At 44.5% G+C, this 24,311-nt stretch carries 16 protein-coding genes; 13 read left to right on the forward strand and 3 right to left on the reverse strand.

Translation table 11 applies throughout. From position 1 onward, the window contains the following. Positions 1 to 14 precede the first annotated feature (14 nt). Positions 15 to 566: a ferritin gene (locus ABIB50_RS12025; RefSeq protein ID WP_429379970.1), complete on the reverse strand. Its 552-nt coding sequence runs from the start codon at positions 564 to 566 to the stop codon at positions 15 to 17. 121 nt (positions 567 to 687) lie between these two features. On the opposite strand from ABIB50_RS12025, the gene ABIB50_RS12030 reads away from it, so the two are divergent. The 9 genes from ABIB50_RS12030 (at position 688) to ABIB50_RS12070 (ending at position 14,293) form a co-directional block, all read left to right on the forward strand. After that, complete coding sequence (locus tag ABIB50_RS12030) at positions 688 to 951, forward strand: DUF4342 domain-containing protein (RefSeq protein WP_429379971.1); 264 nt, start codon at positions 688 to 690, stop codon at positions 949 to 951. Positions 952 to 954: 3 nt separating this feature from the next. Further along, entirely contained in the window at positions 955 to 1,644 is a 690-nt protein-coding gene (locus ABIB50_RS12035; RefSeq protein WP_429379972.1) for an SGNH/GDSL hydrolase family protein, read from the forward strand. Between the two features lie 137 nt (positions 1,645 to 1,781). After that, positions 1,782 to 3,326 carry a carbohydrate-binding domain-containing protein gene (locus ABIB50_RS12040; RefSeq protein WP_429379973.1) on the forward strand — a complete coding sequence of 515 codons (1,545 nt, stop codon included), beginning with the start codon at positions 1,782 to 1,784 and terminating at the stop codon, positions 3,324 to 3,326. Positions 3,327 to 3,435: 109 nt separating this feature from the next. Next, positions 3,436 to 5,574 carry a glycoside hydrolase family 36 protein gene (locus tag ABIB50_RS12045; protein ID WP_429379974.1) on the forward strand — a complete coding sequence of 713 codons (2,139 nt, stop codon included), beginning with the start codon at positions 3,436 to 3,438 and terminating at the stop codon, positions 5,572 to 5,574. A 112-nt stretch (positions 5,575 to 5,686) separates the two neighbouring features. After that, entirely contained in the window at positions 5,687 to 8,017 is a 2,331-nt protein-coding gene (locus ABIB50_RS12050; RefSeq protein WP_429379975.1) for a DPP IV N-terminal domain-containing protein, read from the forward strand. A 264-nt stretch (positions 8,018 to 8,281) separates the two neighbouring features. Next, positions 8,282 to 9,589, forward strand: a complete 1,308-nt coding sequence (locus tag ABIB50_RS12055) for an alkaline phosphatase family protein (RefSeq protein WP_429379976.1) — start codon at positions 8,282 to 8,284, stop codon at positions 9,587 to 9,589. 255 nt (positions 9,590 to 9,844) lie between these two features. Next, positions 9,845 to 10,465 carry an acyloxyacyl hydrolase gene (locus tag ABIB50_RS12060; RefSeq protein WP_429379977.1) on the forward strand — a complete coding sequence of 207 codons (621 nt, stop codon included), beginning with the start codon at positions 9,845 to 9,847 and terminating at the stop codon, positions 10,463 to 10,465. A gap of 141 nt (positions 10,466 to 10,606) precedes the next feature. Next, complete coding sequence (locus tag ABIB50_RS12065) at positions 10,607 to 11,191, forward strand: fasciclin domain-containing protein (RefSeq protein WP_429379978.1); 585 nt, start codon at positions 10,607 to 10,609, stop codon at positions 11,189 to 11,191. Between the two features lie 192 nt (positions 11,192 to 11,383). Continuing rightward, positions 11,384 to 14,293 carry a glycoside hydrolase family 2 TIM barrel-domain containing protein gene (locus ABIB50_RS12070; protein ID WP_429379979.1) on the forward strand — a complete coding sequence of 970 codons (2,910 nt, stop codon included), beginning with the start codon at positions 11,384 to 11,386 and terminating at the stop codon, positions 14,291 to 14,293. 52 nt (positions 14,294 to 14,345) lie between these two features. Here ABIB50_RS12070 and ABIB50_RS12075 read toward each other — a convergent pair whose 3' ends face one another. Continuing rightward, positions 14,346 to 15,284 carry a sugar phosphate isomerase/epimerase family protein gene (locus ABIB50_RS12075; RefSeq protein WP_429379980.1) on the reverse strand — a complete coding sequence of 313 codons (939 nt, stop codon included), beginning with the start codon at positions 15,282 to 15,284 and terminating at the stop codon, positions 14,346 to 14,348. 217 nt (positions 15,285 to 15,501) lie between these two features. Here ABIB50_RS12075 and ABIB50_RS12080 point away from each other — a divergent pair, with 217 nt between their 5' ends. Continuing rightward, a complete protein-coding gene (locus tag ABIB50_RS12080; RefSeq protein WP_429379981.1) occupies positions 15,502 to 17,793 on the forward strand; it encodes a hypothetical protein in 2,292 nt (763 codons plus the stop codon). A gap of 414 nt (positions 17,794 to 18,207) precedes the next feature. On the opposite strand, the gene ABIB50_RS12085 is transcribed toward ABIB50_RS12080, so the two are convergent. Beyond that, on the reverse strand, positions 18,208 to 19,119 hold the full coding sequence (locus ABIB50_RS12085; protein ID WP_429379982.1) for a hypothetical protein: 912 nt from the start codon (positions 19,117 to 19,119) through the stop codon (positions 18,208 to 18,210). A gap of 184 nt (positions 19,120 to 19,303) precedes the next feature. On the opposite strand from ABIB50_RS12085, the gene ABIB50_RS12090 reads away from it, so the two are divergent. The 3 genes from ABIB50_RS12090 (at position 19,304) to ABIB50_RS12100 (ending at position 24,306) form a co-directional block, all read left to right on the forward strand. Beyond that, positions 19,304 to 20,443, forward strand: coding sequence for a glycoside hydrolase family 76 protein (locus ABIB50_RS12090; protein ID WP_429379983.1), 1,140 nt, complete (start codon positions 19,304 to 19,306; stop codon positions 20,441 to 20,443). Positions 20,444 to 20,637: 194 nt separating this feature from the next. After that, entirely contained in the window at positions 20,638 to 22,830 is a 2,193-nt protein-coding gene (locus ABIB50_RS12095; RefSeq protein WP_429379984.1) for a GH92 family glycosyl hydrolase, read from the forward strand. Positions 22,831 to 23,175: 345 nt separating this feature from the next. Continuing rightward, positions 23,176 to 24,306: an NHL repeat-containing protein gene (locus ABIB50_RS12100; RefSeq protein WP_429379985.1), complete on the forward strand. Its 1,131-nt coding sequence runs from the start codon at positions 23,176 to 23,178 to the stop codon at positions 24,304 to 24,306. The last annotated feature ends 5 nt before the right edge of the window (positions 24,307 to 24,311 follow it).

The raw sequence follows: 24,311 nt of genomic DNA on the forward strand, positions 1-24,311 counted from the left end.
ATATTAAAAATCTGTTACGGGTTTTCAACCGTTACATCCTGTGCAAGGGTGGCATCATCTGGTGTTTTACCCAGGTCAATATCCAAAGCATATAAAGCGCTGTCATTGGCATTAACGCCTCCGGCAACTTTTATTTTGCTTAACAGATCCATCGCCAGCGTTTCTTCCTCGGTTTGTTCTTTAACAAACCATTGCATAAAGTTCCAGGTGGCCCAGTCTTTCTCGGCCATGCTCATATTAACAATATCATAGATCCTGGTTGTATTATCAACTTCCGATTGAAAAACCTTTTCAAAGCAATCGTTCACATTTAACGGGTCGGGCCCCGGCGCAGGTATTGCCGTAACTACCACCTTGCCGCCACGCTTTAAAATATATTCCAGGAACTTCATCATGTGGTTACGTTCCTCGTTAGCATGCCTGAACAGGAAGTTCGAAATCCCGTCATACCCTTTGTCGGCTGCCCATGAGGCATAAGCCAGGTATATCTGCGCATTGTGCGCTTCGTTGGTCATTTGGTTGTTTAACGCTTTTGCCAGGGTTGGTGATAATCTGTTGGTTTCCATAAGTGCATAAACCAACGGGGGCGTTAATAGTTTTTATAGCTTGTAATTTATTGTAAATGTTTATCTTTAAGCTTCCCCTCAACCCCTCTGGAAAAAAAAGAGGAATTTAATAAAACAACTTATGGCCAATAAAGAATTTTTCTCCATGAATGGCGAGAGCCTGCTAAAAAAGGTAAAAGAACTAATTGCCGAAGGCAACGTAACGCGAATTACTATTGCCGATAAGGAAGGTAAGGAGATTGCGGGTTTCCCCCTAACATTAGGTGTGGTTGGTGTATTTTTAATGCCCATGTTTGCCGCTGTAGGCGCAATAGCCGCGCTTATTGGCGAATGCACCATTATTGTTGAGCGCCATGATGAAAATAACGAAAACACAACTACCTAAAACATGAAACTTAAATTAGCAGTAACCTTAACCGCCTTACTATTTTTTGCTGCCGCGATGCCTTTAATGGCGCAGGATAAGATCATCAGGGAGGATATAGAATGGGTAGATGTTTATATGCCCAACACCAACAACAGTGCCTTGCCGCGCATATTGTTAATTGGCAATTCTATTACCCGCGGCTATTATCCCGAAGTGGTAAAGCTAATGGATGGTAAAGCCTATGTCGCCCGCCTGTCAACCTCAAAAAGCCTTTGCGATCCTGGCCTGGCTAAAGAGATAAAGCTGATAATGAGCTACTATAAATTTGATATCGTACATTTCAACAATGGCCTGCATGGCTGGGGATATACCGAGGATGAATATAAAAAAGCTTTCCCGGCTTTTGTAAAAGCTATCCGCAAGGGTGCGCCAAAGGCTAAGCTAATGTGGGCATCAAGCACACCCATACGTACCTATGCTGATGCCAAAATATTTGACCCGCGCACCGATCGGATCAGGGAACGGAACAAAATTGCTTTGGACTACATATCTACCCAAAAAGATATTAAGGTAGACGACCTTTTTGCAACCGTTATCGATCATCCCGAATACTACCAGGGTGGCGATGGTACGCACCCCCTGCAAAAAGGTTTTTCGGCACTTGCACAGAAAGTAGCTGCCGAATTAAGCGCCTTGCTGGAAGAGCAATAGTAATATATCTGATACGAGAGTGTAATGTTTAAGTTCAAATAGCTTTAAAAGTGGTTTGTTAACATAAACTTAACACGCGTGTAATGTAAATTGCAAATATATTTATGCTGCCTATTATTAAGAAGCTATAAAAAAACATGAAAAACCTATCTTACCTTATCCGCTGTTCTTTACTAATGCTTTTATTTTCAGCGTGTATCACTATTGTCTCCTGCTCTAAAAGCTCATCGGGCGACAGTACCCCTGTACCGCCGGTTGTCAGCACTACAACCATTGCGACTGCTACTGAAACCACGGGCACTCCCGAAGGATCAACAGCCGACGGCGCTAACGCGGATGACCTGGTAGAAGGCTCAAGCTTTACCAGTACCGTTACCATAACAATGGGCGCAACCGCGACAATAAGCCCTGCAGCAACAACCGGTGTTACAATTACGCAAAGCAACGGCGATGTGGTGATAAACTCGACCGCTACCGGCGTGGCATTTGTTGTAACCGGTACAACGGCTAACGGCTCGGTTAAGGTCTACAGCGATAAGAAATTTAAGCTTACTTTAAACAATGCCAGCATCACCAATTTAGATGGTCCGGCAATAAATATACAATCATCAAAAAGAGCATTTATTGTTGTTGCCGACGGCACCACCAATACACTTGCAGATGGCCCGACTTATACACCGTTTGGCAGTGAGGATATGAAAGGTACCTTCTTTGCAGAAGGTCAGGTAATATTTAGCGGCACTGGTACACTTAATGTAAAAAGCCTTTACAAGCATGGAATTGTTTGTGATGATTATATCCGCGTGCGCACCGGGACTATCAATGTAACCGGCGCAATAACAGATGGCATGCATGCAAATAATGCAGTTATTATAGATGGCGGCACCCTTAACTTAACCGCCAGCAGTGATGGTATTGAAGCCGAAAAAGGAAACGTTATCATAAACGGAGGTACATTAACTATCAACGCGTTTAGTAAGGGCATATCGGCGTCTTACAGCGGTACCGATGCTACCATTGTGCCTTACATCAATATAAATAATGGTACAATTACCATAACTACCGGAGCAGGCGAGGGCATATCATGCAATAATGTACTAACGATTAATAAAGGCACTATCGCTATTACTGCTATTAATGATGCCTTAAACGCAGGGGTCAATATATTTATTAACGGCGGCGACATTTATGCCTACAGTAAAACAAACGACGGGATTGACTCGAACGGGAACTTAACCATAACAGGGGGTAAGGTTATCGCCATTGGTACTGTTGCCCCCGAATCGGGACTTGATTGCGACGCTAACGTACTTAAAATTACAGGCGGTACGGTGGTAGCGGTAGGCGGTACAACCAGTGCACCAAGTGGTACTTTATCAACGGTACGTACGGTAGTAACCGGTGGGGCTGATGCCAACCAATTTATACATATCGAGGCTGCTGATGGTACTGAAGCTTTAACCTTCCAGTCTCCGGTAAAATTTGCTACATTATTATATGCCGGCCCTAAATTAAAAGCCAACACCACTTATAATATTTACACCGGCGGCAGCGTAGCTGCAGGTACCTGGCTTAACGGTTTTTACCTTACAGGTGTTTATACTAAGGGCACTAAGTCGGCCACTACATTTACAACCGCCGGCGTAGTAACCCAGGCGGGCGGCGTTATCAGCACCAAATAATTCAAATAACAGCAAAACAAATAAACCGACCATGTTGTGGCTGGTTTATTTGTTTTATAATGCCTAAATCGTAATTTGGACTGGCGTTTCCCATCGTCATAACCAATTCATGAACCGATTTAAAGCAGCCTTGTTTATATTGCTGGCAATTACTGTAAGTAAGGGTATTTGCCAGCCAAAAGAAACGAATACCCTCATCGTTTTAAAAAACAAATTTTTAGAAAGAAAATTTACAGTTACTGACGGCCGTTTTTATACCAGCAGCTATAAGAATTTGCCAACCGGTAATGATTATAGCAGGGACGGATCGGAAGAGTTTTATTTCACTGTCAACAAGCAGGGGGTGAGTCGCCCGGCTGATAATACGGCGTTTGATTACGTTAGAAATACGTTGACTACGATTGGTGTGGTGCAGCAACTTACCGTTTTTTTAAAGGGTAAAGCCGGCGGCGTTGCCGAAAATATTGACCTGAAGTTAGTGTATGATCTGTATGATGATTTCCCGGTAGTGCGTAAGCAACTGATCGTAACTAATCACACTAATCAATCTATTGCTATTGCCGATCTGGAAGTGGAGCGCCTTAACCTGGTGCCGCTAAACTCGCAATACACAGATATATACAGCAATTACGGCACGCATCTAACCTGGCGGCCTTACAAAGGCAACCACCAGGACGCTGCAATTTATGTATATAATACTTTTAAAAAGGAAGGCTTTATATTAGGCAATGAGAGCCCAAGCATATTAAAACGGACCGAGGTGTATGCCCATGACGACCGGATCTCTATCGGCTTAACAAAATTGACCGACAACTATCCGTTTAAAAAATGGATAGCGCCAAACGAAAATTTTAAAAGCCCTAAAACCTTTATTTGCCTTGTTAAAGCCGAAAAATGGCAGGACGCTTTTGAAGGTTATTTTGCCGATTTTATAAGGACCGGGCTTGGTGTTAAACTATTTGAAAAAGAAACCATACCCTTTTTGTTTTATAATACCTGGTTCCCGTTCCGGACGAATATAAGCGATACATTGATAAGGAAAGTTGCCGACGGATTAAGCGGTACCGGCACCGATATTTTAATTATGGATGATGGCTGGCAGGCCGACAGGGGTGATTGGGAAACGGATAAAAAGAAATTTCCATCAGGGCTAAAACCGGTTTGCGATTATATAATTAAAAAAGGTATGCGCCCGGGTTTATGGATGGGTTTGGCTACAGTTGACGAAAATAGTAAGGTTTACCGCGAGCACCCGGAATGGGCCATCAGGGATAAAAATGGTAAGCCAACTTACCTGCACACCAATGGCAGCAGGGGGCTTTATACCATGTCGATGGGGTCGGGATATTATGATTATATCCTTAACAGGATTAAAACGCTGGTAAAGGAAAACAACTTAGCCTATATAAAATTGGATTTCGCTATCGCCAACTCGGCCTATGTGTTAGATTATGAAAAGAAAGGCGATTATGGCAGCGAGGCTAAACTATATCCCGACAGGGAAAGCTCATTCTACAGTATTTATGAACGCACCTTAAAGCTTTTTGATGAATTGCATACGGCCTTCCCGGGCTTGCTGATAGATTGTACCTATGAGGTATGGGGCGAATATTATTTAAATGATTTCGCGCTGATAGAACATGCCGATTACGACTGGCTCACTAATTACGAAGCTAACCCGCCCGAGGGGCCTATCAATATACGCCAAATGTCTTATGATCGTGCGCGGGTAATCCCCGCGGCCACTAATTTGATAGGTAACCAGCAAATGTATTCGGGCACGGACGAAGCGATCCGAAAACACTATAAGTACACTTATTTATCCCTTGCGTCAACCAAGGCCTTGTTGGTTGGTGACCCCAGGACACTTACAGATGCCAGTAAAAAATGGTACCAGAAATGGAACGACTGGTTTAAAATGATGGATGCGAAATACCAGTTTACCCGGTTTACACAAACATCCGACGTTTTTGAGCGTGCCACCATGACCAACTGGGATGGCTGTTATAAGTTTAATAAAGATAAACAAGGTGGTGTGCTTTTCTTTTACCGCAACGGCTCTTTAGAAAAGCAACGGATCTTTGCCGCCCCCTTTGCAAGCCCCGACGCAAATTACCGTTTATATTCTCCGGAGGATGGCAAGGTGTTCGGCAAGTTTAGCGGAAAGGAACTGCTTGAAAAAGGAATTACTATCAATATCCCCACCGCCTATACGGCCAAAGTTTTGGGTATTGAAAAGGTTGATTAATGTGTTTTTAAGTAACAATATTGTAGTTTGCGGGTAACAGTGGTCGCGCCACTTGATAAAAATATTTATTGCCGTATATTGGTTGTCTTAAATTAACTGCTTTTTAACCGCTATGAATAAGTTTTTACTTACTGCTATCCCTTTGGCGTTAGCTTTAACCACCCATGCCCAACAAGGCAAAGTTTTTACCGCTAAAGATTATGAGCGTGCCGAAAGCGCTATGACTTATAACCTTGAGCCATTTACCGGGCGCACCGGCATCCGCCCAACGTGGCTGCCTGATGACAGGTATTACTACCGCACCCCGGTTGCCGAGGGCAATCAATTTATATTAGTTAACCCGGCAAAGGGCAGCAAAGGCGTAGCTTTTGATCATGCTAAACTGGCCGCGGCACTATCTGCAACTACGGGTAAAGAATACAAGGCGGCCGACCTGCCTTTCCAAACCATCAGCTTTTCGGCCAATGGTAAAGGTGTAATTTTTACTGCTGATGGCAAGCAATATAAGTTTGAAAATAATGCAATAACTCCTGACACTACAACTGTTAAAGCTGTAGCGTTAACCGGTGCCCGCGGACGTCGTGGCGGTGGTTTTGCTGCAGGTAACCCTAATGAAGTGTTATCACCAGACAAACAAAAGGCTGCTTTTATAAAGGACTTTAACCTTTGGGTGCGCGATGTTAAAACCAGCAAGGAAACCCAGTTGACTACCGATGGCGTTAAAGACGATGGCTACGCTACCGACAATGCCGGCTGGGCACAAGGTACCAGGCCGATACTGATTTGGTCGCCTGACTCGAAAAAGATAGCCACTTTCCAGCAGGATGAACGTAAGGTAAATGATATGTACCTGGTGCCTACTAAGGTGGGCGCGCCAAAGCTTGTTGCCTGGAAATATCCATTCCCGGGTGATGCCGAGATCCCGATGCTTACCCGCGTTATTATTAATGTAGATGAGCCAAAGGTTATTAAACTGAATGTAGCTCCTGATCCGCATAGATCAACCCTGAGCGATGATATTAAAGGCGGTGCAGGCTGGGCCGATGTTTACTGGAGCGACGATGCCAGCAAGCTGGCATTTGTATCAACCAACCGCGACCACAAGGACGCAAAAGTACGCATAGCCGATGCCGCTACCGGTGCTGTAACCGAACTGTTCACCGAGACCGTTAAAACGCAGTTTGAGTCGGGCTGGGATGCGGTTAACTGGCGCTACCTGAGCAAAACCAACGAGATCCTTTGGTTCTCTGAACGCGATAACTGGGGCCATCTTTATTTATATGATGCCACTACCGGCAAGTTAAAAAACCGAGTGGACAAAGGTGATTGGGTATTAACCAACGTTGTAAAGGTTGACGAGAAGGCTCGTGTTATCTATTTCACCGCTAACAACCTTGATCCCGAAAATCCTTACTTCAGCAAGTTTTGTAAGATAGGGATGGATGGCAAAGGTTTTACCATTTTGACGCCAGGCCCCGGTACACATACCGCCAGCTTCTCGCCGATGGGTAATTTTATCATCGATACTTATTCAAAACCTGATGTGCCGCCGGTTACGGTGCTGCGCGATATGAAAGGCAAGCAAATTGCCGAGTTTGAACGTACCGATATTTCAAAACTAACTGCTACCGGCTGGAAACCGATCATCCCGTTCTCGGTTAAAGCGCATGATGGTACTACCGATGTTTATGGTTTAATGTGGGTGCCTAAAAACCTTGACCCTAATAAAAAATATCCGGTTATTGATTATATCTACCCCGGCCCGCAAGGCGGTAGCGTTGGCAGTTGGGCCTTCAGCACTACAAGAGGCGACAACGGCGCGTTAGCCGAGTTGGGCTTCATTGTAGTAGAGATTGAAGGTACCAGCAACCCGTTACGTTCAAAGAGCTTCCATGATATGAGCTATGGTAACATGGCCGATAACACACTGTCAGACCAGGTTGGCGGTATCAAACAACTGGCTGCCAAATACCCTTATATGGATCTGGATAAAGTTGGTATCTGGGGACACTCGGGTGGTGGTTTTGCTACCGCGGGCGCCATGTTCCGCTACCCTGATTTCTTTAAGGTTGGTGTTGCAGAATCGGGCAACCACGAGAACCTGAATTACGAGGATAACTGGGGCGAACGTTATAACGGCTTAGTAGCTAATTCTGATTACGCTGCCCAGGCCAATCAAAGCCTGGCTAAAAACCTAAAAGGCAAGCTGATGTTGGTTCATGGCTTAATGGATAACAACGTGCCGCCACAAAACACTTTACTGGTTGTGGAGGCTTTAGAGAAAGCTAACAAAGATTTCGACCTCGTGGTGTTCCCTAACAGTCCGCATGGCTATGGTGTTTACTCGCCGTACATGATGCGCCGCCGTTGGGATTACTTTGTTAAAAACCTTATGGGGGCCACACCTCCGCAGGAATATGTGCTGAAAGGCGCAAGCAGGTAACCTCAGCCCAGCTCCTCTCCTCCGTAGGAGTCCTTCGGACAAAGGAGAGGGGCTTTGAAACGCATGGTGTTAAAGATTCTATAATAGGCGGGTAACTTTTGATTTACCCGCTTTTTTTGTGGCTTTAATTATTACTCTCTTTCCGCCGAAGGCGAATTACATAATCATAATATCACAAAAAGTTAACAAATTTACAAACACCTTTACGCTGTTCTCTATTTTACGTATCAACCCTAAACTCCGGCAAAACCCGGATGGAAATTTATGAAAAAGCAATTATCAATCGCATTCTTTGCCTTGTTTATGATAACAGGCCAGCTTATGGCACAAACTGCCAAACATGTTATCTTTTTGACTATTGACGGGTTCCGCCCTGATTTTTACCTGGAAGACGGCTGGCAAACGCCTAACATACGCGCGTTGATGAAAGACGGGGCGTATGCCAAAGGCGTAAACAGTGTATTCCCTTCTATGACCTATCCTTCGCATACCACCATCGTTACAGGTGTGCAGCCCGTTAAGCATGGCGTGTTTTATAACAACATATTTACAGCCGATGGAGCACCGCAACAGCCTTACTGGCAGGATAGCTCTATTCATGCACCCACAATCTGGAAAGCGGCTAAAGACAAAGGCATGATCGTGGCTTCGCTTTACTGGCCGGTATCTGCCAATGCTCCGGTAGACTATAACATCCCGGACATAGGCGGCCTTGGTGACGGCGTTCGCGAAGAATATTCTTTACCAAAGGGTTTTTATGCCGAGGTGAAAAAAGAAATATTTGGCGGTGCTGATAAGATCGATAATGGCAAGAATCAGAACATAGCTATGATAGCCGCTTATGTGATCAAGAAAAGCAAGCCGGGATTGATGACCATACACGTATTTTCTGTAGATCATGAAGAACATGGTGAGGGACGAAACGGCCCAAAGGTGCATGACGCTGTGGCTGATGCAGACGCAGCCGTAGGGATTATTATCGACGCATTGAAAGAAGCGGGCATATGGGATAGTACAGTGTTCCTGGTTGGTGGCGATCATGGCTTTTATGATGTGAAAAAGACGATCTCACCAAACGTATGGCTTAAAGAAGCCGGTTTAATGAATGACGTGAAAACCGGCGACTGGAAAGCGCAATTTAATCCATCAGGCGGGGCGGCTTACCTATACCTGAAGGACCCTGCTGATAAAGCTACCGCCGATAAAGTAAAAACACTACTGAAAGCACAGCCTGACAGCGTGAAGCAATATTACCGCATCATCAGCAAGGAACAATTAACCAAAGGAGGCTATAACCCAAGCGCGGCCTTCGCGCTTACCGGCGAGCATGACGCTGCATTTAGCGGTGCAAACACGGGCAATGCCGTAAGGGCTGGCAGGGGCGGTACACACGGGTATTTTCCGGATACAAAAAATATCCGTACCGGCCTGGTAGCTCATGGCCCGGGCATTCGCAAAGGCGCTGTAATAGAAGAAATGAACCTGCGCGATATGACACCGATCATGGTAAAACTCCTTGGTATTCCATTTCCAAAAGTGGATGGAAAAATACCGGCAGGATTGTTAGAATAATAGAGCACTAAAAAATGCCCCATAGGGGCTACCTCTTTGTAGAAACTAATCTACCAGACATTTTTGCTCCGTAGGTGCAACCCTTTGCAGACAGATATCCGCCTGTCATTTCAGGGCTTGCACCTACGGAGCAATTTTTTTTCTATATGCTGCTACAAAGGGGTAGTCCCTAACGGGACAAGTTAGGAGGGGGCAACTCAATGCTTGCTATCACCGTAATCTACATCAAACTCTGATCGCGTGCGCAAAAAAGTAATGATCACACTCTTTCTCCTGAATATTTGTTTAGCTATACCACCAGTATTTGCGCAGGAAATCCTGGCTAATTACAACAAAAATCGTCTCGGGTTTAGCACCGGTACCGGCGTACAATATATCGGCCAGCTTGTGGGGATTGGCAGGAAAGGCTTTACCGTAGCATCCAACTATTACTACCACGTAAATTTTTACGAGATCCAATTTTACCGCACCCTCAAAAAACGACCGGTGTACCAGCTCGACCTGTTGGTGCAGCCCCAGTATAATGTGTCGCGGTATGGGTTGTACCCGGAATCCGTGCCAACCGACTATCTCGACTCGTACGAATATGGCTTAAATTTAGGTTTACTATACCGTCGTAATTGGGGCGGTGGTCCGCTAAGTTATTATGTGGCGTTAAGTACCGGCCCGCATTATGCGTCGGGTGTACCGCACAGGCAGATGAGCGGTTTTTTGTTTGCCAATAACCTGGTGGCCGGGCTCAATTTAAAAGTATATAAAACGTTATATGCTGATGTAAGCTTCGGCCTGAGGCACATGAGCAATGCAGGCACCCGCCTGCCGAATGCGGGGGTGAATAACCTGGTGTTTAAAGAAGGGTTTGTGGTTGGGTTTTAGATGTAAGCGCTCACCCACAAACAATATATCGTTTAATCTGTAGTTAATATATACATGCACTAAACGATATTTTAACCTAACATAGCTACTATAAGATACAGACTATTACTAATTAACAGCTTACTAACTTAATATAACACCATGAGAAAGTTAATTGTAATAGCCGCCGTTTCAATGGCAGGTTTAACCGCGAACCCCACTTTTGCACAAACAGACACCGTAACCAAAGTTGTAGCCGTTGCCGATACCATGAAGGGCAACGTTATAAACGCTTTAAACAGTAATGCCGATTATACTACTGCTGCATCGGCCGTAAAAACTGCCAATTTAGAGGCCGACCTTAAAACCGGCGGACCCTATACCATATTTGCGCCTAACAACGCAGCATTTAGCAAACTATCGCCCGGAAAATTAGATAGCTTGATGAAGGATAACGGCAAATTTTCCACTTTGCTAAAATCGCATATAGTGACAGGCAGATATGGTAAAGCCGATATTATTAAGGCACTTAAAGCAGGTAAAGGTAAGGCAACGTTAACCACATTAAACGGCCAGCCGCTGCAACTATCAATAAGCCCCACAAAAAAACTGCAGCTTACCACCGCAGATGGTGTTACCGCCGAGGTGATATTGTATGATCTGTTGGGCAACAATGGCATTGTGAACGGCATTGACGCGATATTACTGCCGGGTAATAGCGCAGCCGCCGCGCATCCAAAGAGTTAACCGGCTATCCGCATAAAATAAAAAACCCGGCCCTGTAAGCCGGGTTTTTTTATTGCCTGGTATATGCAATGGCATACAAACAATAATATAGTGTCAAAAAAACATAAAATAGTTGTAGTTGCTTACTGACTGGTGCGTTAACTTTATAAACGCTGCATTAGTATGCGAACTAATGGATTACCCAACCACACTATGTCTTTAAAATTTATTTTTTCTGTTGTTTTATTATGCTGCGCCCAATTAATATATGGTGCAGATACCTTAAAAAACAGAACCATCAGTCCGCTGCCTAAGGCTGGTGCTGTGGTGTGGACAAAAAGCCTTGCGGGTAACTGGCTTTTTAATCCCGCTCCCGAGCCTGGATTTGAAAAAACAACATCACCAAAAGACCCGTCATGGAAACCGATAAAGGTGCCGGGCGAATGGGTAATGCAGGGATTTAAAGTAGCCAAACATACCTGGGCCGGATATGCATCGGAATGGGTGATCCCCAATGAATGGGCCGGCAAGCGGATTAAGCTGCGTTGCGATGGGATCTACAGCGAGGCACAGGTGTATGTTAACGGCAGGCTGGCAACAACACATATAGGCGGGTTTACACCTTTTGAAGTAGATGTTACTGATCTGTTAACTAAGGATAGCAAACTATCGCTGGCTATTAAGGTGAAGAACGAGGGCTTTGCAGATAGCGTTTTGGCAGCAAGCAGCTACGCGGTACATGCATTGGGCGGTATTACGCGTAAAATACAGCTGGTAGCATTATCCCCGGTTAATATAAGCGAGTTCCAGGCTGATACTAAATTCGACAAGAACTATGATAACGCCACACTTAACACCAAGATCACTTTAAAAAACGAAACTAAGATAGCTGCAGAGGCTTCGGTACTTTTTGAACTGATAGATAATAAAACCCATACTGTATTTTCAAAACAAGTGCTTTTAAATAAAGCTGATAGGGCATCAGCTACATCCTCGTCCTACCAATTTGACATCCCGCACCCACTTAAATGGGACAGCGAACACCCTAATTTATATACTTACCGGGCAACACTATCGGTTAACGGCAAAGTGGAAGAAGTTACCGAGCGTAAAATTGGGTTCAGGCAAATTGAGGTGCGGGGTAACCAGGTATTTGTAAACAATAATCCCATTAAACTGCGCGGCGTTTGCCATCATGATATTATGCCCTTACGGGGACGCTCTGTAACTGCTGAGCAATGTATTGAAGACGTTAAGATTTTTGCTCATGGGAACGTAAATTACCTGCGTACGTCGCATTATCCACCAACCGAAGAACTGGTAAAGGCTTGCGACAGTTTGGGCATGTTCCTGGAAGTTGAGGCCCCGTTTTGCTGGGCAGAAAGGGGGCTTGTACCACCCGAATACTATCAGCAGGTATTGGTGAACCAAACCTTAGATATGGTTGAGTTTTTTAAATCGCATCCTTCGGTTTTAATTTGGTCGATGGGGAATGAAAGCAAGAAGTTTGCAGAGTATTTTAAAAAGACGGCTGAGCTGGTTAAGCTGGCAGACCCATCGCGTCCACGCAACTTTAGCCAGTACGAACCTATGGGCGATAACGGCGAATTAGAAATAGGCAATCACCATTATCCCGGACCTGAGGGCCCCGAGAAATATAAAAATGCTATCCGCCCAATTGTATTTGATGAATACTGCCACCTTAATGCCTATAACAGGTACGAGTTAACAACCGACCCCGGCTTACGCGATGCCTGGGGCATTGGCATGGCCGATATGTGGGAACGCATGTACGCGTCGCGCGGGGTTTTAGGCGGTGCATTATGGGCCGGTATTGACGATACATTTATATTACCGGACAGTACGGTAGTGGGCTTTGGATCGTGGGGTGTTATTGATGCCTGGCGCCGTTTAAAACCCGAATACTGGCATATGAAGAAAGCCTATTCGCCGGTTAAAATTAAGCCCTGCGGTAACTGGGACAATGGTTATGTAAAGTATGTGGTGGAGAACCGCCATAGTTTTTCAAACTTAAACGAATGCGAATTTAAGTGGACGCTGGGCACGCAAAGCGGAGTTTTGAAGCCAAGCATTGCCCCGGGAAAAACGGACACGATAAAGATATTTTGCACCAAACCTAACGCAAATGAAAAGCTAAAACTGGAAGTATATGATGCCCGGCAGATTATGATAGACGAATATATTTTTGAAAATATCGTGCCGGCATTTGCCCAGAAAAGCATTAAACAGGTAACCGGTGAAAAAGCAAACTGGAGCTATACCATAAAAAACGACCTGGTACGGGCCGCAGCAGGCAATAAGCAGGTATTGTTAAATAGCACCAATGCCGGCAGTTTGCAGGTTTTTGTAGCTCAGAAAAAAATAATTGATGGCTTTGCACAGCTAATGATACTGCCGCTTAACCCCACAGGCGATGGGGTACAGATGACGGGCAAACGAAAGGAGTTTTTGCCTTATAACAGCACCGCTGCTAACCACGTAATTAAAAAAATCGAATATCAAACCCAGCCCCGGGTATTAACCATCCAGGTTTGGGACAGTTACGATGAAGCGGCCGGGACTACGATTTACCGGTTAAACAGCAACGGCAAAATTGAAGTAGAATACCATTATACCTTAACCAGGGACATTAACCCACGGCAATGGGGATTGGTTTTAAAACTGGCCCCTGATCTTTCAAACATGAGTTGGGTTAGGAATGGCCTGTGGAATTATTACCCAGCAGATCATATAGGCCGTTTAAGCGGTACGGCTAAAGTTGCTAACACACAGCATTTTTCAGGCCCGGCAGGGCCTATCCGTAAACCAGGGGTAGTATGGGCAGAAGATCAGAACAGTTTAGGCACTAATGATTTCCGGTCGACAAAAATGAATATAAAGGAACTGGCCCTTTTTAGCAGTTCAACCAAACTTACATTAACCTCAGACGGTTCTTTGCATAGCCGCTGCTGGCGCGATACGGATAAAAGCATCCACGTATTATTGGCGGGTTACAGCAACCTCGGCGCCGAAAGTTTTTTTCATACCCATGCCCTGAAATTTGAAACCCCGTTACATGCTGGCAGTATCATCCAAAACAAAATAAGCCTGGAAATTGAGTAAACAAAAAACCCGGCCATAAAGTGACCGGGTTTTTTGTTTGATGAGCTGTGACCTATGAGTTTAAAGCTTCTGCAGCATACTCGCGGCATTTTTTAACCTCGTCAATAACAGTTGATCCGGCTGGTGTGTTATATTCATACTCTATCGTAACCGGGAACTTGTATTTTTTATCTCTTATTAGCTTTAAAGCATCCTTTATTGGTGTATCACCTTCGCCCCATGGGGTGTTTGGCCCGTCATGATATTTACGGTCTTTTAGGTGCATACTAACAATACGCTCGTGGTTTTTTTCTATAAAAGGGATCGGACTGCTGCTGGTACCAGATGTATAGTGCCCAATATCAAGGTTAATGCAATTGTATTCAGACTGGCTTAAAGCGGTGTCCCAAAGCTCTGGTGTTGCTTGAGTATGCGCGTGGTAAGCAACTTTAAATTTATTGGCGGTTGCCAGCTCGCCCAGGCGTTTGCTGTGCGCGGCGGCTTGCAGCTCTACCGTGCAATGTGTAGCGCCCAATGCTCTACCTGCGTTAAACGCATAAACTATCTCCGCATCGGTATTGCGCATTTCTAAGGCGCTTGGTTTCCAGGCGTAGATGGTTATCCCGGCATCTTTAAACATTTTACGGATCTCTTTAAACTTATCCATAGATACTGACGCGCGCCAGTCGGCAACGGCTTTGTTGCGGTCGGCATTGCTTTGTCCGGTCTCGCGTTTAGGTATGCCGGCATACGCTTCCGGGGCGTCGCCCATTAATTCAATAGCGTTGATATTACAGTCTACACAGTATTTTATCAGGTCTTCGATAGTGCTGGGCAAAGCGCGGAACGAATAGGTAATTACACCTATCTGCACGCCTTTTACAACCGAGTTTGGTTTACCGGCACCGCTTAAAACAGCGTGTGCGAATGATGATTTTGAAAGCAGTAATGCCCCTGTTGCGGCAAGCGCGCCGGTGCCAATAAATCGGCGCCTCGAAAATTGATTCTCCATGAATTGTACTGTTGTTTATGTTTAAATGGTATTGTCAAATTTATAAACTTTTAGGTAATAGCCTAATGTGTAGTGAAAGTTTTACGTTGAAGGGGGGCATATAAACTTCTGTGTAAGGTTAATGTTGCAGAATTTATTTTGGAATAATTGCTTAATAATGTTAGCATTGTTTACTATCTCACATAGTGCATAGCCAATACCAACCTTAATAATAAATATGTCAACAATTCTACATCATAAAAATATCGGCTTAGTTATTTCGGCCCTGTTATTTACTTCGATAATTGTTTCGGCGCAGACCGTTACTAAGCAGGTTGATTTTGGAATCATCAATAAAGAAAAAACCACCTTCCAAACCGGCGGGCCATGGAAACCCACTGTTGATTCAAGAGCGGATGTGGCAATTGTATACGGCGCGGGCGGCAGGCCCGGACAATTTGAGCAGCGCGTACAATCATGGCGCGATCATGGCTATAAAGTAGCTTTTATGACCGGTATGGCCTGGGGCGGTTACCAGGATTACTTTATGGGCAAGTGGGACGGCAAACAGTATTTTGACGAAGGCCAGAAAATGATGAACGGCGATACCGTTTGGCATGGCCGGAACACGCCTTACGTAGTGCCTACCCTAAATTTCCTGAAATATTTTAAGGAGGAGGTTGTTAAAAAAGCTATCGATGCAGGTATTGATGCCATATATTTAGAGGAGCCGGAATACTGGGCAAAATCAGGCTATAGCGAAGCTTTTAAGCGTGAGTGGAAGGAATACTATGGGTTCGACTGGCGGCCGCAGCATGAGTCGGCAGAGAATACTTATTTGTCGAATAAGCTAAAGTATTACCTGTACTATAGAGCGCTGAAAGAATCGTTTACTTACGCCAAAGCATATGGTAAAACAAAGGGCATGAATGTGCGCTGCTATGTGCCTACGCATTCGCTGATCAATTATGCCATGTGGCAGATCGTTAGTCCGGAGGCCAGTTTGGCTTCGCTGGATTGCGTGGATGGTTATATTGTACAATCGTGGACAGGTACCGCCCGCGAGCCTACTTACTTTAACGGGATCGCTAAAGAACGTTCGTTTGAGACGGCCTTCCTGGAGTATTGCTGCATGAAATCGATGACAGCGCCAACCGGCCGCAAGCTATTCTTCGAGAATGACCCGGTAGAGGATACCCGCCGCGATTGGGCCGATTATAAAAAGAATTACCAGACAACATTTACCGCCGAACTGTTTTTCCCGGATGTAGATAATTACGAAGTGATGCCATGGCCCGACCGTATTTTCGACGGGAAGTATTTTGCCAGTCGCACAAGTAATGAGCGGGCCGGTATGCCACGGAGCTACTCGACGCAAATGATGGTGATGATCAATTCGTTAAACGATATAAAAACCTCAAAAAATAAGACATCGGGCACGCAGGGAATAAGCGTGATGATGGGTAACTCGATGATGTTTCAGCGCCTGCCGGTGCATGATGATGGCAAGGCCTGGGCCGACCCTTATTACTCAAGCTTTTACGAAACATCGGGCATGTTTAACCGCGTGCCGTCAAACAATAAGCTGATGGACCCGCAGCTGTCCAACTTCTTTGGCGAAGCTATGCCGTTTTTAAAGCGGGGTGTTCCGGTTGATATTGTGCATATAGAAAACGTGGGCTATGCTAAGGCCCTAACAGATACAAAGATCCTGCTGATGAGCTACTCGAACATGAAACCACCAACCGAAGAAGCGCACCAGCATTTGGCTAAATGGGTACGTAATGGAGGTATTATAGTTTATTCGGGCAGGGATGATGACCCGTTCCAAAGCGTGCAGGAATGGTGGAACCAGGGCGCCAAAAAATACAAATGCCCTGCCGACGACCTGTTTGCCAAACTGGGTTTAGACGCAAACCCTAAAGCCGGAACATACCCTGTAGGCAAAGGCAAGATCTGTATCATCCGCCGCGACCCTAAAGAGTTTGTAATGGAGAGCGACCGCGACGATGAATTGCGCGGAAAAGTAGAAATGCTTTACGCGCAACTAACCGGGCAAAAAATGCAGTATAAAAACAGCCTCTACCTTAACCGCGGGCCGTATGAGATCGTATCTGTATTGGATGAAAGTGTTAACAATGTGCCATACACCATTAAAGGAAAACTGATAGATCTGTACGACCCAACTTTACCTGTTATTGACCAAAAACAAATAAACCCGGGACAGCAAGGCTATTTTTATAATGTAGCTAAAGTGCCTAACCCGCAAACGCCCCAGGTACTGGCTACAGCTGCACGTGTGTATGATGAGCAGGTTGGAAAAAGCTCTTATTCGTTTGTTGCCAAAAGCCCGCTCAATACAACCAATGCTATGCGTGTATTATTGCCTGCTCAGCCTAAAAAGGTTACGGTGACCGATGCAAGCGGCCAAGCTATTGATGCCAAAAGTACATGGGATGCAGGTAGTAAAACGGTTTTATTGGGTTTTGAGAATAGCCCGGATGGGGTGAAGGTGGAGTTGGAGTGGTAATGACACGAATGTATGATAGTTGTGAAAAATATTGATTGGTTTAAGGAAGCTATGGAGCCGACCATGGATAGATTTGAAATTAGCTATCGGTTTTTTGAGGAGGGGGATTTCGGTTCTCTTAATCAAATAGAATTTGATTAAGCTAATTTAGGTGGTACTGTTGATTTCTGGGGTTTAGGTTGGGTTGGAATATTTGTGTTTGATTATTAAAAGGATGGGGAAGCATTTAATGCTTTATATGAACCTCACCAAAAAGAAGAAATCGACAAAATCCTTTGAATATTTAAAAGTGCTTTTAGGCTAAACTATTTGGTTTTAGTCTTTAGTTTATAGCGGCGTAACTTCGTTGTTCCCTCAGGGTCCTTTTCAAGAGACCCTGAGGGAACGTAAATGAAATAGCCATCTATCGGCTTATTAATTAACGCTTACCAGGTACTCAACAGCTGTGCTCCTTTTTATTTTCATGCTGGCTTTTAAAGTACTTGGTTTGGTAGAATGCCCCTCAATATTAAAGGCGACGTTAATATCGTTAACTTTGGATTGCGGATAATTGTCGGCTATATTATAGATCATTTTCCCGGTTCCGCTGCCATCACCTTTGCCTGTAATGGTGCGCCTGGTGTCATGTTCGTTTATATCCATATTAAACGTCGACGCGGTATCAAAATAAGCCAGGTTGCCCTTTATAGCAGTAAGTTTATATGTAACTTTTACATTAACTTGTTTAGTAATGCCCATGTCCGGCACGTTAATGTCGGTCATTGGTTCTTCCTGTGTAAAGGTGTCGCCAATTTTCATTTGCTTATCCGGGAAATTCATTGTCTGGGGGCGCATTTCGCGTAGTAATGCAGCGGAGCCTGATTTTACCTCAACGCTTATGGGTACGCCGTTAACCACGGTGTCGGTAGACATTTTCCCATTCTTATCTATCGACCCATTTAATATTTTCCCCACTATTGTGTTACCGCCGGTTAAGGTGTTTTCTTTGCCGTTTATATTTACTTTTTGGGATATGGAGTAGTTGTTGCACGACAAAGTGAACGGTAGGCTTTTAGCTATTGCTTTAGCTGTTTTAGCAGATGCGCCCATCAACTCATTGATATCCATGTGTACTTTAAGTTTGCTGCCGCTGGTGTTGGTAACTTGATTTGTGCTGTCGCTTTTTAAATCCATTTCTGTAGCCATATCCATTTTTGAATTCATGGTATAGGTACGGTCCGGCGCGTACTTGAATTTAAAAAGCGCGGATTTTTGTGCGTAGGTTAATGCTGATAAAGACAGCAAAACGCTTAGGATAGTTATCTTTTTCATGGTAATAGGTTTCATGGTTTGGTTGTTTAATATTAAAAAAAAAGCGGCAAATTTTTAATTATTTATTTACTTTTTGTTTTTCCTATCGTAGGTCGGCGATTATAGCAAACGTTTGCGTATAAAATCAGTTACGTAAAGCTGTTAATTGATAAATATTTTGCAGATTTATCAACCCAATAACCAATTAAACTAAATAACCATGATCACCAATAAACGCAGCTTATTGCCGGCTTTATTATTAATGCTTTTTTCGGCATCTGTTTTCGCGCAGGTAAAATCGGGCGGCTATTATCATAAAGAGATGAAGGCCCTGCAGGATGTTATTCAAACCAATTTCTATGACAAGGCATCAGGCGAGTATTTTGTAGTGGTTGATTCAGCCGAACGCGAAAAGAAAAACGGTTACACAAGGCAATACACTTACTTATGGTCGTATTGCGCCATGTACCAGGCAGCAAACGAAATTGAAAAGCTGGAGCCAAAAACAAATCTGCGCAGCCCAATGCTAAAGCTGATGTATGAGTACTATAACCCGGCCCCGCCGCACGGCGGCTTTACCGACTACATCATGAAGTTAAAACCCGGCGAACGCTACTATGACGATAACGAATGGATCGGTATCACCGCTTTAGATGCTTACACCCGCACCAAAAGCAAAGCCGACCTTGCCCTTGGCAAAGATATGTACGACTTTATCATGACCGGCTACGACCAGGTTTTAGGCGGCGGCGTATACTGGAAAGAGGGCGACCTGAGTTCTAAAAATACCTGCTCAAATGGCCCGGGGGCTTTGATAGCCTTGCAAATGTACCAGGCAACAAAAAAGAAGGCTTACCTTGATACCGCCATTAAGATAATGAAGTGGACTGACGCTAAACTGCAAACTCCCGAGAAACTGTATTGGGATAACATCCGCACCCGCGACGGCCGGGTTAACAAAGGTATACTGTCTTACAATACCGGCACCCCGTTAGAAGCCTACGTGTACCTGTATGAGATCACCAAAGACAAGAAATACCTTGACGAAGCCAACGCTATTGCCGAAGCGTCGCTTAAATTCTTTTACAGCGGCGAGAAGTTCAGGGATGATTACTGGTTCAACGCCGTGTTGTTAAGAGGCTACCAACACTTGTTAAAGTTTAATAAAGACACTAAATATATCATGGGCTTTAAAAAATGCCTTGACGGCACCATCGCTGCCGATAAAAACGAAAAAGGTTTATTTACAGGAAAGAACAGGGGAAAAATAACAGTTAAAAACCTGGTGGATCATGGCGGACTGTTGGAGATACTGGCGCGCTATGCGTGGTTAGAGACTAAATATGATTTGAAAGGATAAAAACCATATAAGGTTGTCATTTCGAACGATAGTGAGAAATCTATACACATACAAGCGGTGAATTTGAAATGTATAGATTTCTCCCTTTGGTCGAAATGACATTTTTGATATTAAGACGTCATTCTGTCCCCATATTATTACAAAAAATAACTGATAAACCTTTTATCTTTAGCATAACCAATAGAACCACCATCATGAAAAAAAATATTGTATTAGCGGCTTTGCTATTGCTGTCCGCTGGCTATGCGCAGGCGCAGAAAAAAGCCGCCGCGGCAAAACCGGTAACTGCTTACGTAAACCCATTGCTGGGTACTGCTACTTTATGGGACCCGAAAGACCTTGGCTTTGTGCCGACACACCGCAGCTGGGGTGCCGAAGTTTTCCCGGGATCGTCTGTGCCCAATGCTATGGTGCAGTTAACGCCGGTGAGCCAGTTTCATAGCGGTTCGGGCTATCAATATGAAGATACGGTTATCTATGGTTTTGCCCATACCAGCAAAGGGCACTGGAACCTGGCCAATATTCCATTGATGCCGGCTACCGGCAGCAACTTTACTGCCGATGATTATAAATCGGGCTTTAGCCATAAAAACGAAACCGCGCACCCGGGTTATTACCAGGTTTACCTGCCACGCTACGGCGTTAATGCCGAGCTCACCTCGACCCTGCGCTGCGCGTTCCATAAATACACTTTTAAACCGGGTGCCAGTATTAAGCTTATCGCCGACCTATCAATGGCTAACGAAAGGATCCGCACCTGGGATATTAAAAAAGAGGGCGACAATGTGTTGACAGGTTTCCAGCAGGGCGGCGAAAAAATGTATTTCTATGCAGTGGCTAACCATAAAATTATTAAAGTAGATTCATTAAAAACCGCCGGCACTTCGCCTCAACCAACTGGCCGCAGGGGTGGCGGGCCCACCGGGCCTAAAGTAATGCCTGTTGTAAATTTTGCTGATGGCTCAAATACGCTCGAACTTAAAATTGGTTTCTCGTTTGTGAGCGTTAAGAATGCAAAAGAGAATTTAGAGAAAGAAATGCTGAGTAAAAGTTTCGCGCAGGTTAGAAACGAGGCAAACCAAACCTGGACAAACCTGTTGGGCAAGCTGCAGGTTACCGGCGGTACCGAAAAGCAAAAGGGGTTGTTCTACTCGTGTTTATACCGTTCGTTTTTATGGCCGGCCTTGCGCAGCGACATAAACGGTGATTTTATTGATGCCGAAGGCAAAGTACAAAACAAAGGTTTCAATTATTACACCGATCCGTCTATCTGGGATGATTACCGCAATAAGGATGTTTTATTGGGTATGCTGTCGCCAAAAGTAATGAATGATGTGATCCAATCGCTGGTTGATAAAGGTAAGATCAAAGGTTTTATGCCGACGTTCTTCCACGGCGACCATGCTTCGGCAATTGTTGCAGGCTCATACCTGCGCGGCTTAAAAGGCTACGATGTAAAAGGCGCTTACGACCTGATGCTGAAAAATGCCACGGTAGAAGGGACCCGCAAATATGTAGACGAATACAATACCAAAGGCTATATCGCTGAAGATGTAGTTGAGCACCCGGTTGTTAATACGGTACGTAAGGCGGCTGTAACCAAAACACTGGAATATGCTTATGATGACTATGCTACTGCTTTATTAGCTAAAGAGCTGGGCGACACAAAGAATTATGATATGCTGATGAAGCGGACAAGCAACTATAAAAATGTATTTAACCCGGCAACCGGATTTATGCAGGGCCGCGTAGCCGATGGCAGCTGGGTGAAAAATTTCGATCCTAACTATGTTTACTACGAATACATGTACCGCGAAAGCAATGCGTGGCAGCAAACCTTCTTCGCGCCGCATGATCCTAAGGGACTAATATCCTTGTTTGGAAGTAAAGCCGCCGCCGAGAAAAAGCTGGATGATATGTTTACAACGCCGTATGATGGGCATGAAGCCGATAATATGTCGGGTTTTATCGGCAATTATTGCCAGGGCAACCAGCCGGATCATAGCACCATATTCTACTATTATTTTGTTGATAAACAGCCAAAGGCACAGGTGTTATTAGACAGCGTGATGAACAACTATTACGATATGGGCAAAGATAAACTGGCTTACGCAGGGATGGATGACGCCGGCGAAATGTCTGCCTGGTTTGTGTTTAATGCAATGGGTTTCTATACCTTCTCGCCGGCCGATCCAAGCTATATCGTATCTGTTCCGCTGTTTGATAAGGTTACTTTAAAATTAGGTACAACCCCTACAACCATCATTAAAAAAGGTAAGGGCCGTAAAATAACCAGCATTAACTGGACGGATAAAAAAGTAAACGGCTATTTTATTACAGATGCTGATCTGAAAAAAGGGAAAACCTTAACTATTACCACGCAGTAATAAATCTACCCCTAAAATAAAAGAGACTTTGTAAGCCCGGCCATGATAGCCGGGCTTTTTTTTCCTCGGCTTCAGCCAAAACCTGGTCCTGCTATAAAGTAACTGTTCCACTTTTAAAGATGGAACACTTGAGAACGGCTGGAACCGTAGCTTTATTAGTCCCCCCCCGGGAAAAATTAAACACAACACAACCTTTTAGTAAAAGTGCTCGTCTTAGGGATATTAACACATTTGCAAACCTCACAATTAAATAGATAAATAGAAACGCGAAGAGTACTCCTGTATTTCCCCGGAATAACCTCGCGCTAATCATGTATAACCCATAACCCAACTCCAAATTTTTGTATGATCTTAAACCTTACCTTGCGCAAACTTGCTGTGCTTTTTGTGCCAAAATTTATTTTAAATGCTGATACCAATCAATCAAAAAGCATATTGCGTACCTCCATTTTATTGTTTTCTGTAACGCTTTTACATTTAAACTCATGCAAAAAAACGTATAACACATATAATTGCCCTCCGGATCATAAAGAACCTGGCTACCAGGTTACCACTTTGGCCGGCGATACTGCAGCCGGTTTTATAAACGGCAATGCCGCCGCCGCACGTTTTAATGCCCCGGGTGGTATTGCGGTTGATGCAAACGGCAATGTTTTTGTAACCGACATTAATAACAATGTGGTGCGTATGATAACCAGTAAAGGCGTTACTTCAGTGTATGGTAATAATAGCCAAATTAAATTTCAATACCCGCTTGGCCTTGCAACAAATGGGGATGGCAACGTGTATGTTGCTGATACCTTTAACCACCGCATATGCAAGATAGATCGTAATGGCGTAATAACAATCATTGCCGGCGATGGAACATCAGGTTTTGCCAATGGCATAGGTACTGCCGCAAAATTTTATTACCCTACCGATATCGCTATCGACGCAACAGGTAATTTATATGTGTTTGATGCTTTTAACTTGCGTATCCGAAAAATAACGCCTATAGGCGTAGTAACCACCTTTGCCGGAAGCGGCAAGTATGGCAACGCCAATGGCCCGGCAGCAACCGCAGAGTTTACAGATGGCCTGGGGATAGCGGTTGATGATGTGGGAAATGTATACGTAAGCGACCCTATTAATAGCCAGGTACGCAAAATAAGCAACACAGGTATAGTTAGCACTTTTGCAGGCGATGGAACAGCCGGCTACAGGGATGGTAGTAACGCGCAGTTTAATAATCCGCTTAGTTTAGCAACCGATCACAAAGGTAATGTTTATGTTAGCGATTTTGATAATAACCGCATCCGTATGATAAATCCCGCAGGTGTGGTAAGCACCATTGCAGGCGGTGATAATGGCCTTGCCAATGGCCCGGCTTTAAAGGCCCGCTTTAACGGACCACGTGGCGTAATACTGGATGCAACAGGAAATATTTATGTAGCCGATCAGAAAAATAACCAGGTACGAAAAATAAGCGTTAATTAATTATT

Source organism: Mucilaginibacter sp. UYCu711, from assembly GCF_050433825.1.
In the GTDB taxonomy this organism is placed as follows: domain Bacteria; phylum Bacteroidota; class Bacteroidia; order Sphingobacteriales; family Sphingobacteriaceae; genus Mucilaginibacter.

Bases quoted from the DNA above. Each gene is read 5' to 3' on its own strand.
- ABIB50_RS12080 (WP_429379981.1), top strand. From the start codon at position 15,502: ATGTCAACAATTCTACATCATAAAAATATCGGCTTAGTTATTTCGGCC.
- ABIB50_RS12090 (WP_429379983.1), top strand. From the start codon at position 19,304: ATGATCACCAATAAACGCAGCTTATTGCCGGCTTTATTATTAATGCTT.
- ABIB50_RS12035 (WP_429379972.1), top strand. From the start codon at position 955: ATGAAACTTAAATTAGCAGTAACCTTAACCGCCTTACTATTTTTTGCT.
- ABIB50_RS12060 (WP_429379977.1), top strand. From the start codon at position 9,845: ATGATCACACTCTTTCTCCTGAATATTTGTTTAGCTATACCACCAGTA.
- ABIB50_RS12075 (WP_429379980.1), bottom strand. From the start codon at position 15,284: ATGGAGAATCAATTTTCGAGGCGCCGATTTATTGGCACCGGCGCGCTT.
- ABIB50_RS12025 (WP_429379970.1), bottom strand. From the start codon at position 566: ATGGAAACCAACAGATTATCACCAACCCTGGCAAAAGCGTTAAACAAC.
- ABIB50_RS12065 (WP_429379978.1), top strand. From the start codon at position 10,607: ATGAGAAAGTTAATTGTAATAGCCGCCGTTTCAATGGCAGGTTTAACC.
- ABIB50_RS12050 (WP_429379975.1), top strand. From the start codon at position 5,687: ATGAATAAGTTTTTACTTACTGCTATCCCTTTGGCGTTAGCTTTAACC.
- ABIB50_RS12045 (WP_429379974.1), top strand. From the start codon at position 3,436: ATGAACCGATTTAAAGCAGCCTTGTTTATATTGCTGGCAATTACTGTA.
- ABIB50_RS12100 (WP_429379985.1), top strand. From the start codon at position 23,176: ATGATCTTAAACCTTACCTTGCGCAAACTTGCTGTGCTTTTTGTGCCA.
- ABIB50_RS12030 (WP_429379971.1), top strand. From the start codon at position 688: ATGGCCAATAAAGAATTTTTCTCCATGAATGGCGAGAGCCTGCTAAAA.
- ABIB50_RS12070 (WP_429379979.1), top strand. From the start codon at position 11,384: ATGTCTTTAAAATTTATTTTTTCTGTTGTTTTATTATGCTGCGCCCAA.
- ABIB50_RS12040 (WP_429379973.1), top strand. From the start codon at position 1,782: ATGAAAAACCTATCTTACCTTATCCGCTGTTCTTTACTAATGCTTTTA.
- ABIB50_RS12085 (WP_429379982.1), bottom strand. From the start codon at position 19,119: ATGAAACCTATTACCATGAAAAAGATAACTATCCTAAGCGTTTTGCTG.
- ABIB50_RS12055 (WP_429379976.1), top strand. From the start codon at position 8,282: ATGAAAAAGCAATTATCAATCGCATTCTTTGCCTTGTTTATGATAACA.
- ABIB50_RS12095 (WP_429379984.1), top strand. From the start codon at position 20,638: ATGAAAAAAAATATTGTATTAGCGGCTTTGCTATTGCTGTCCGCTGGC.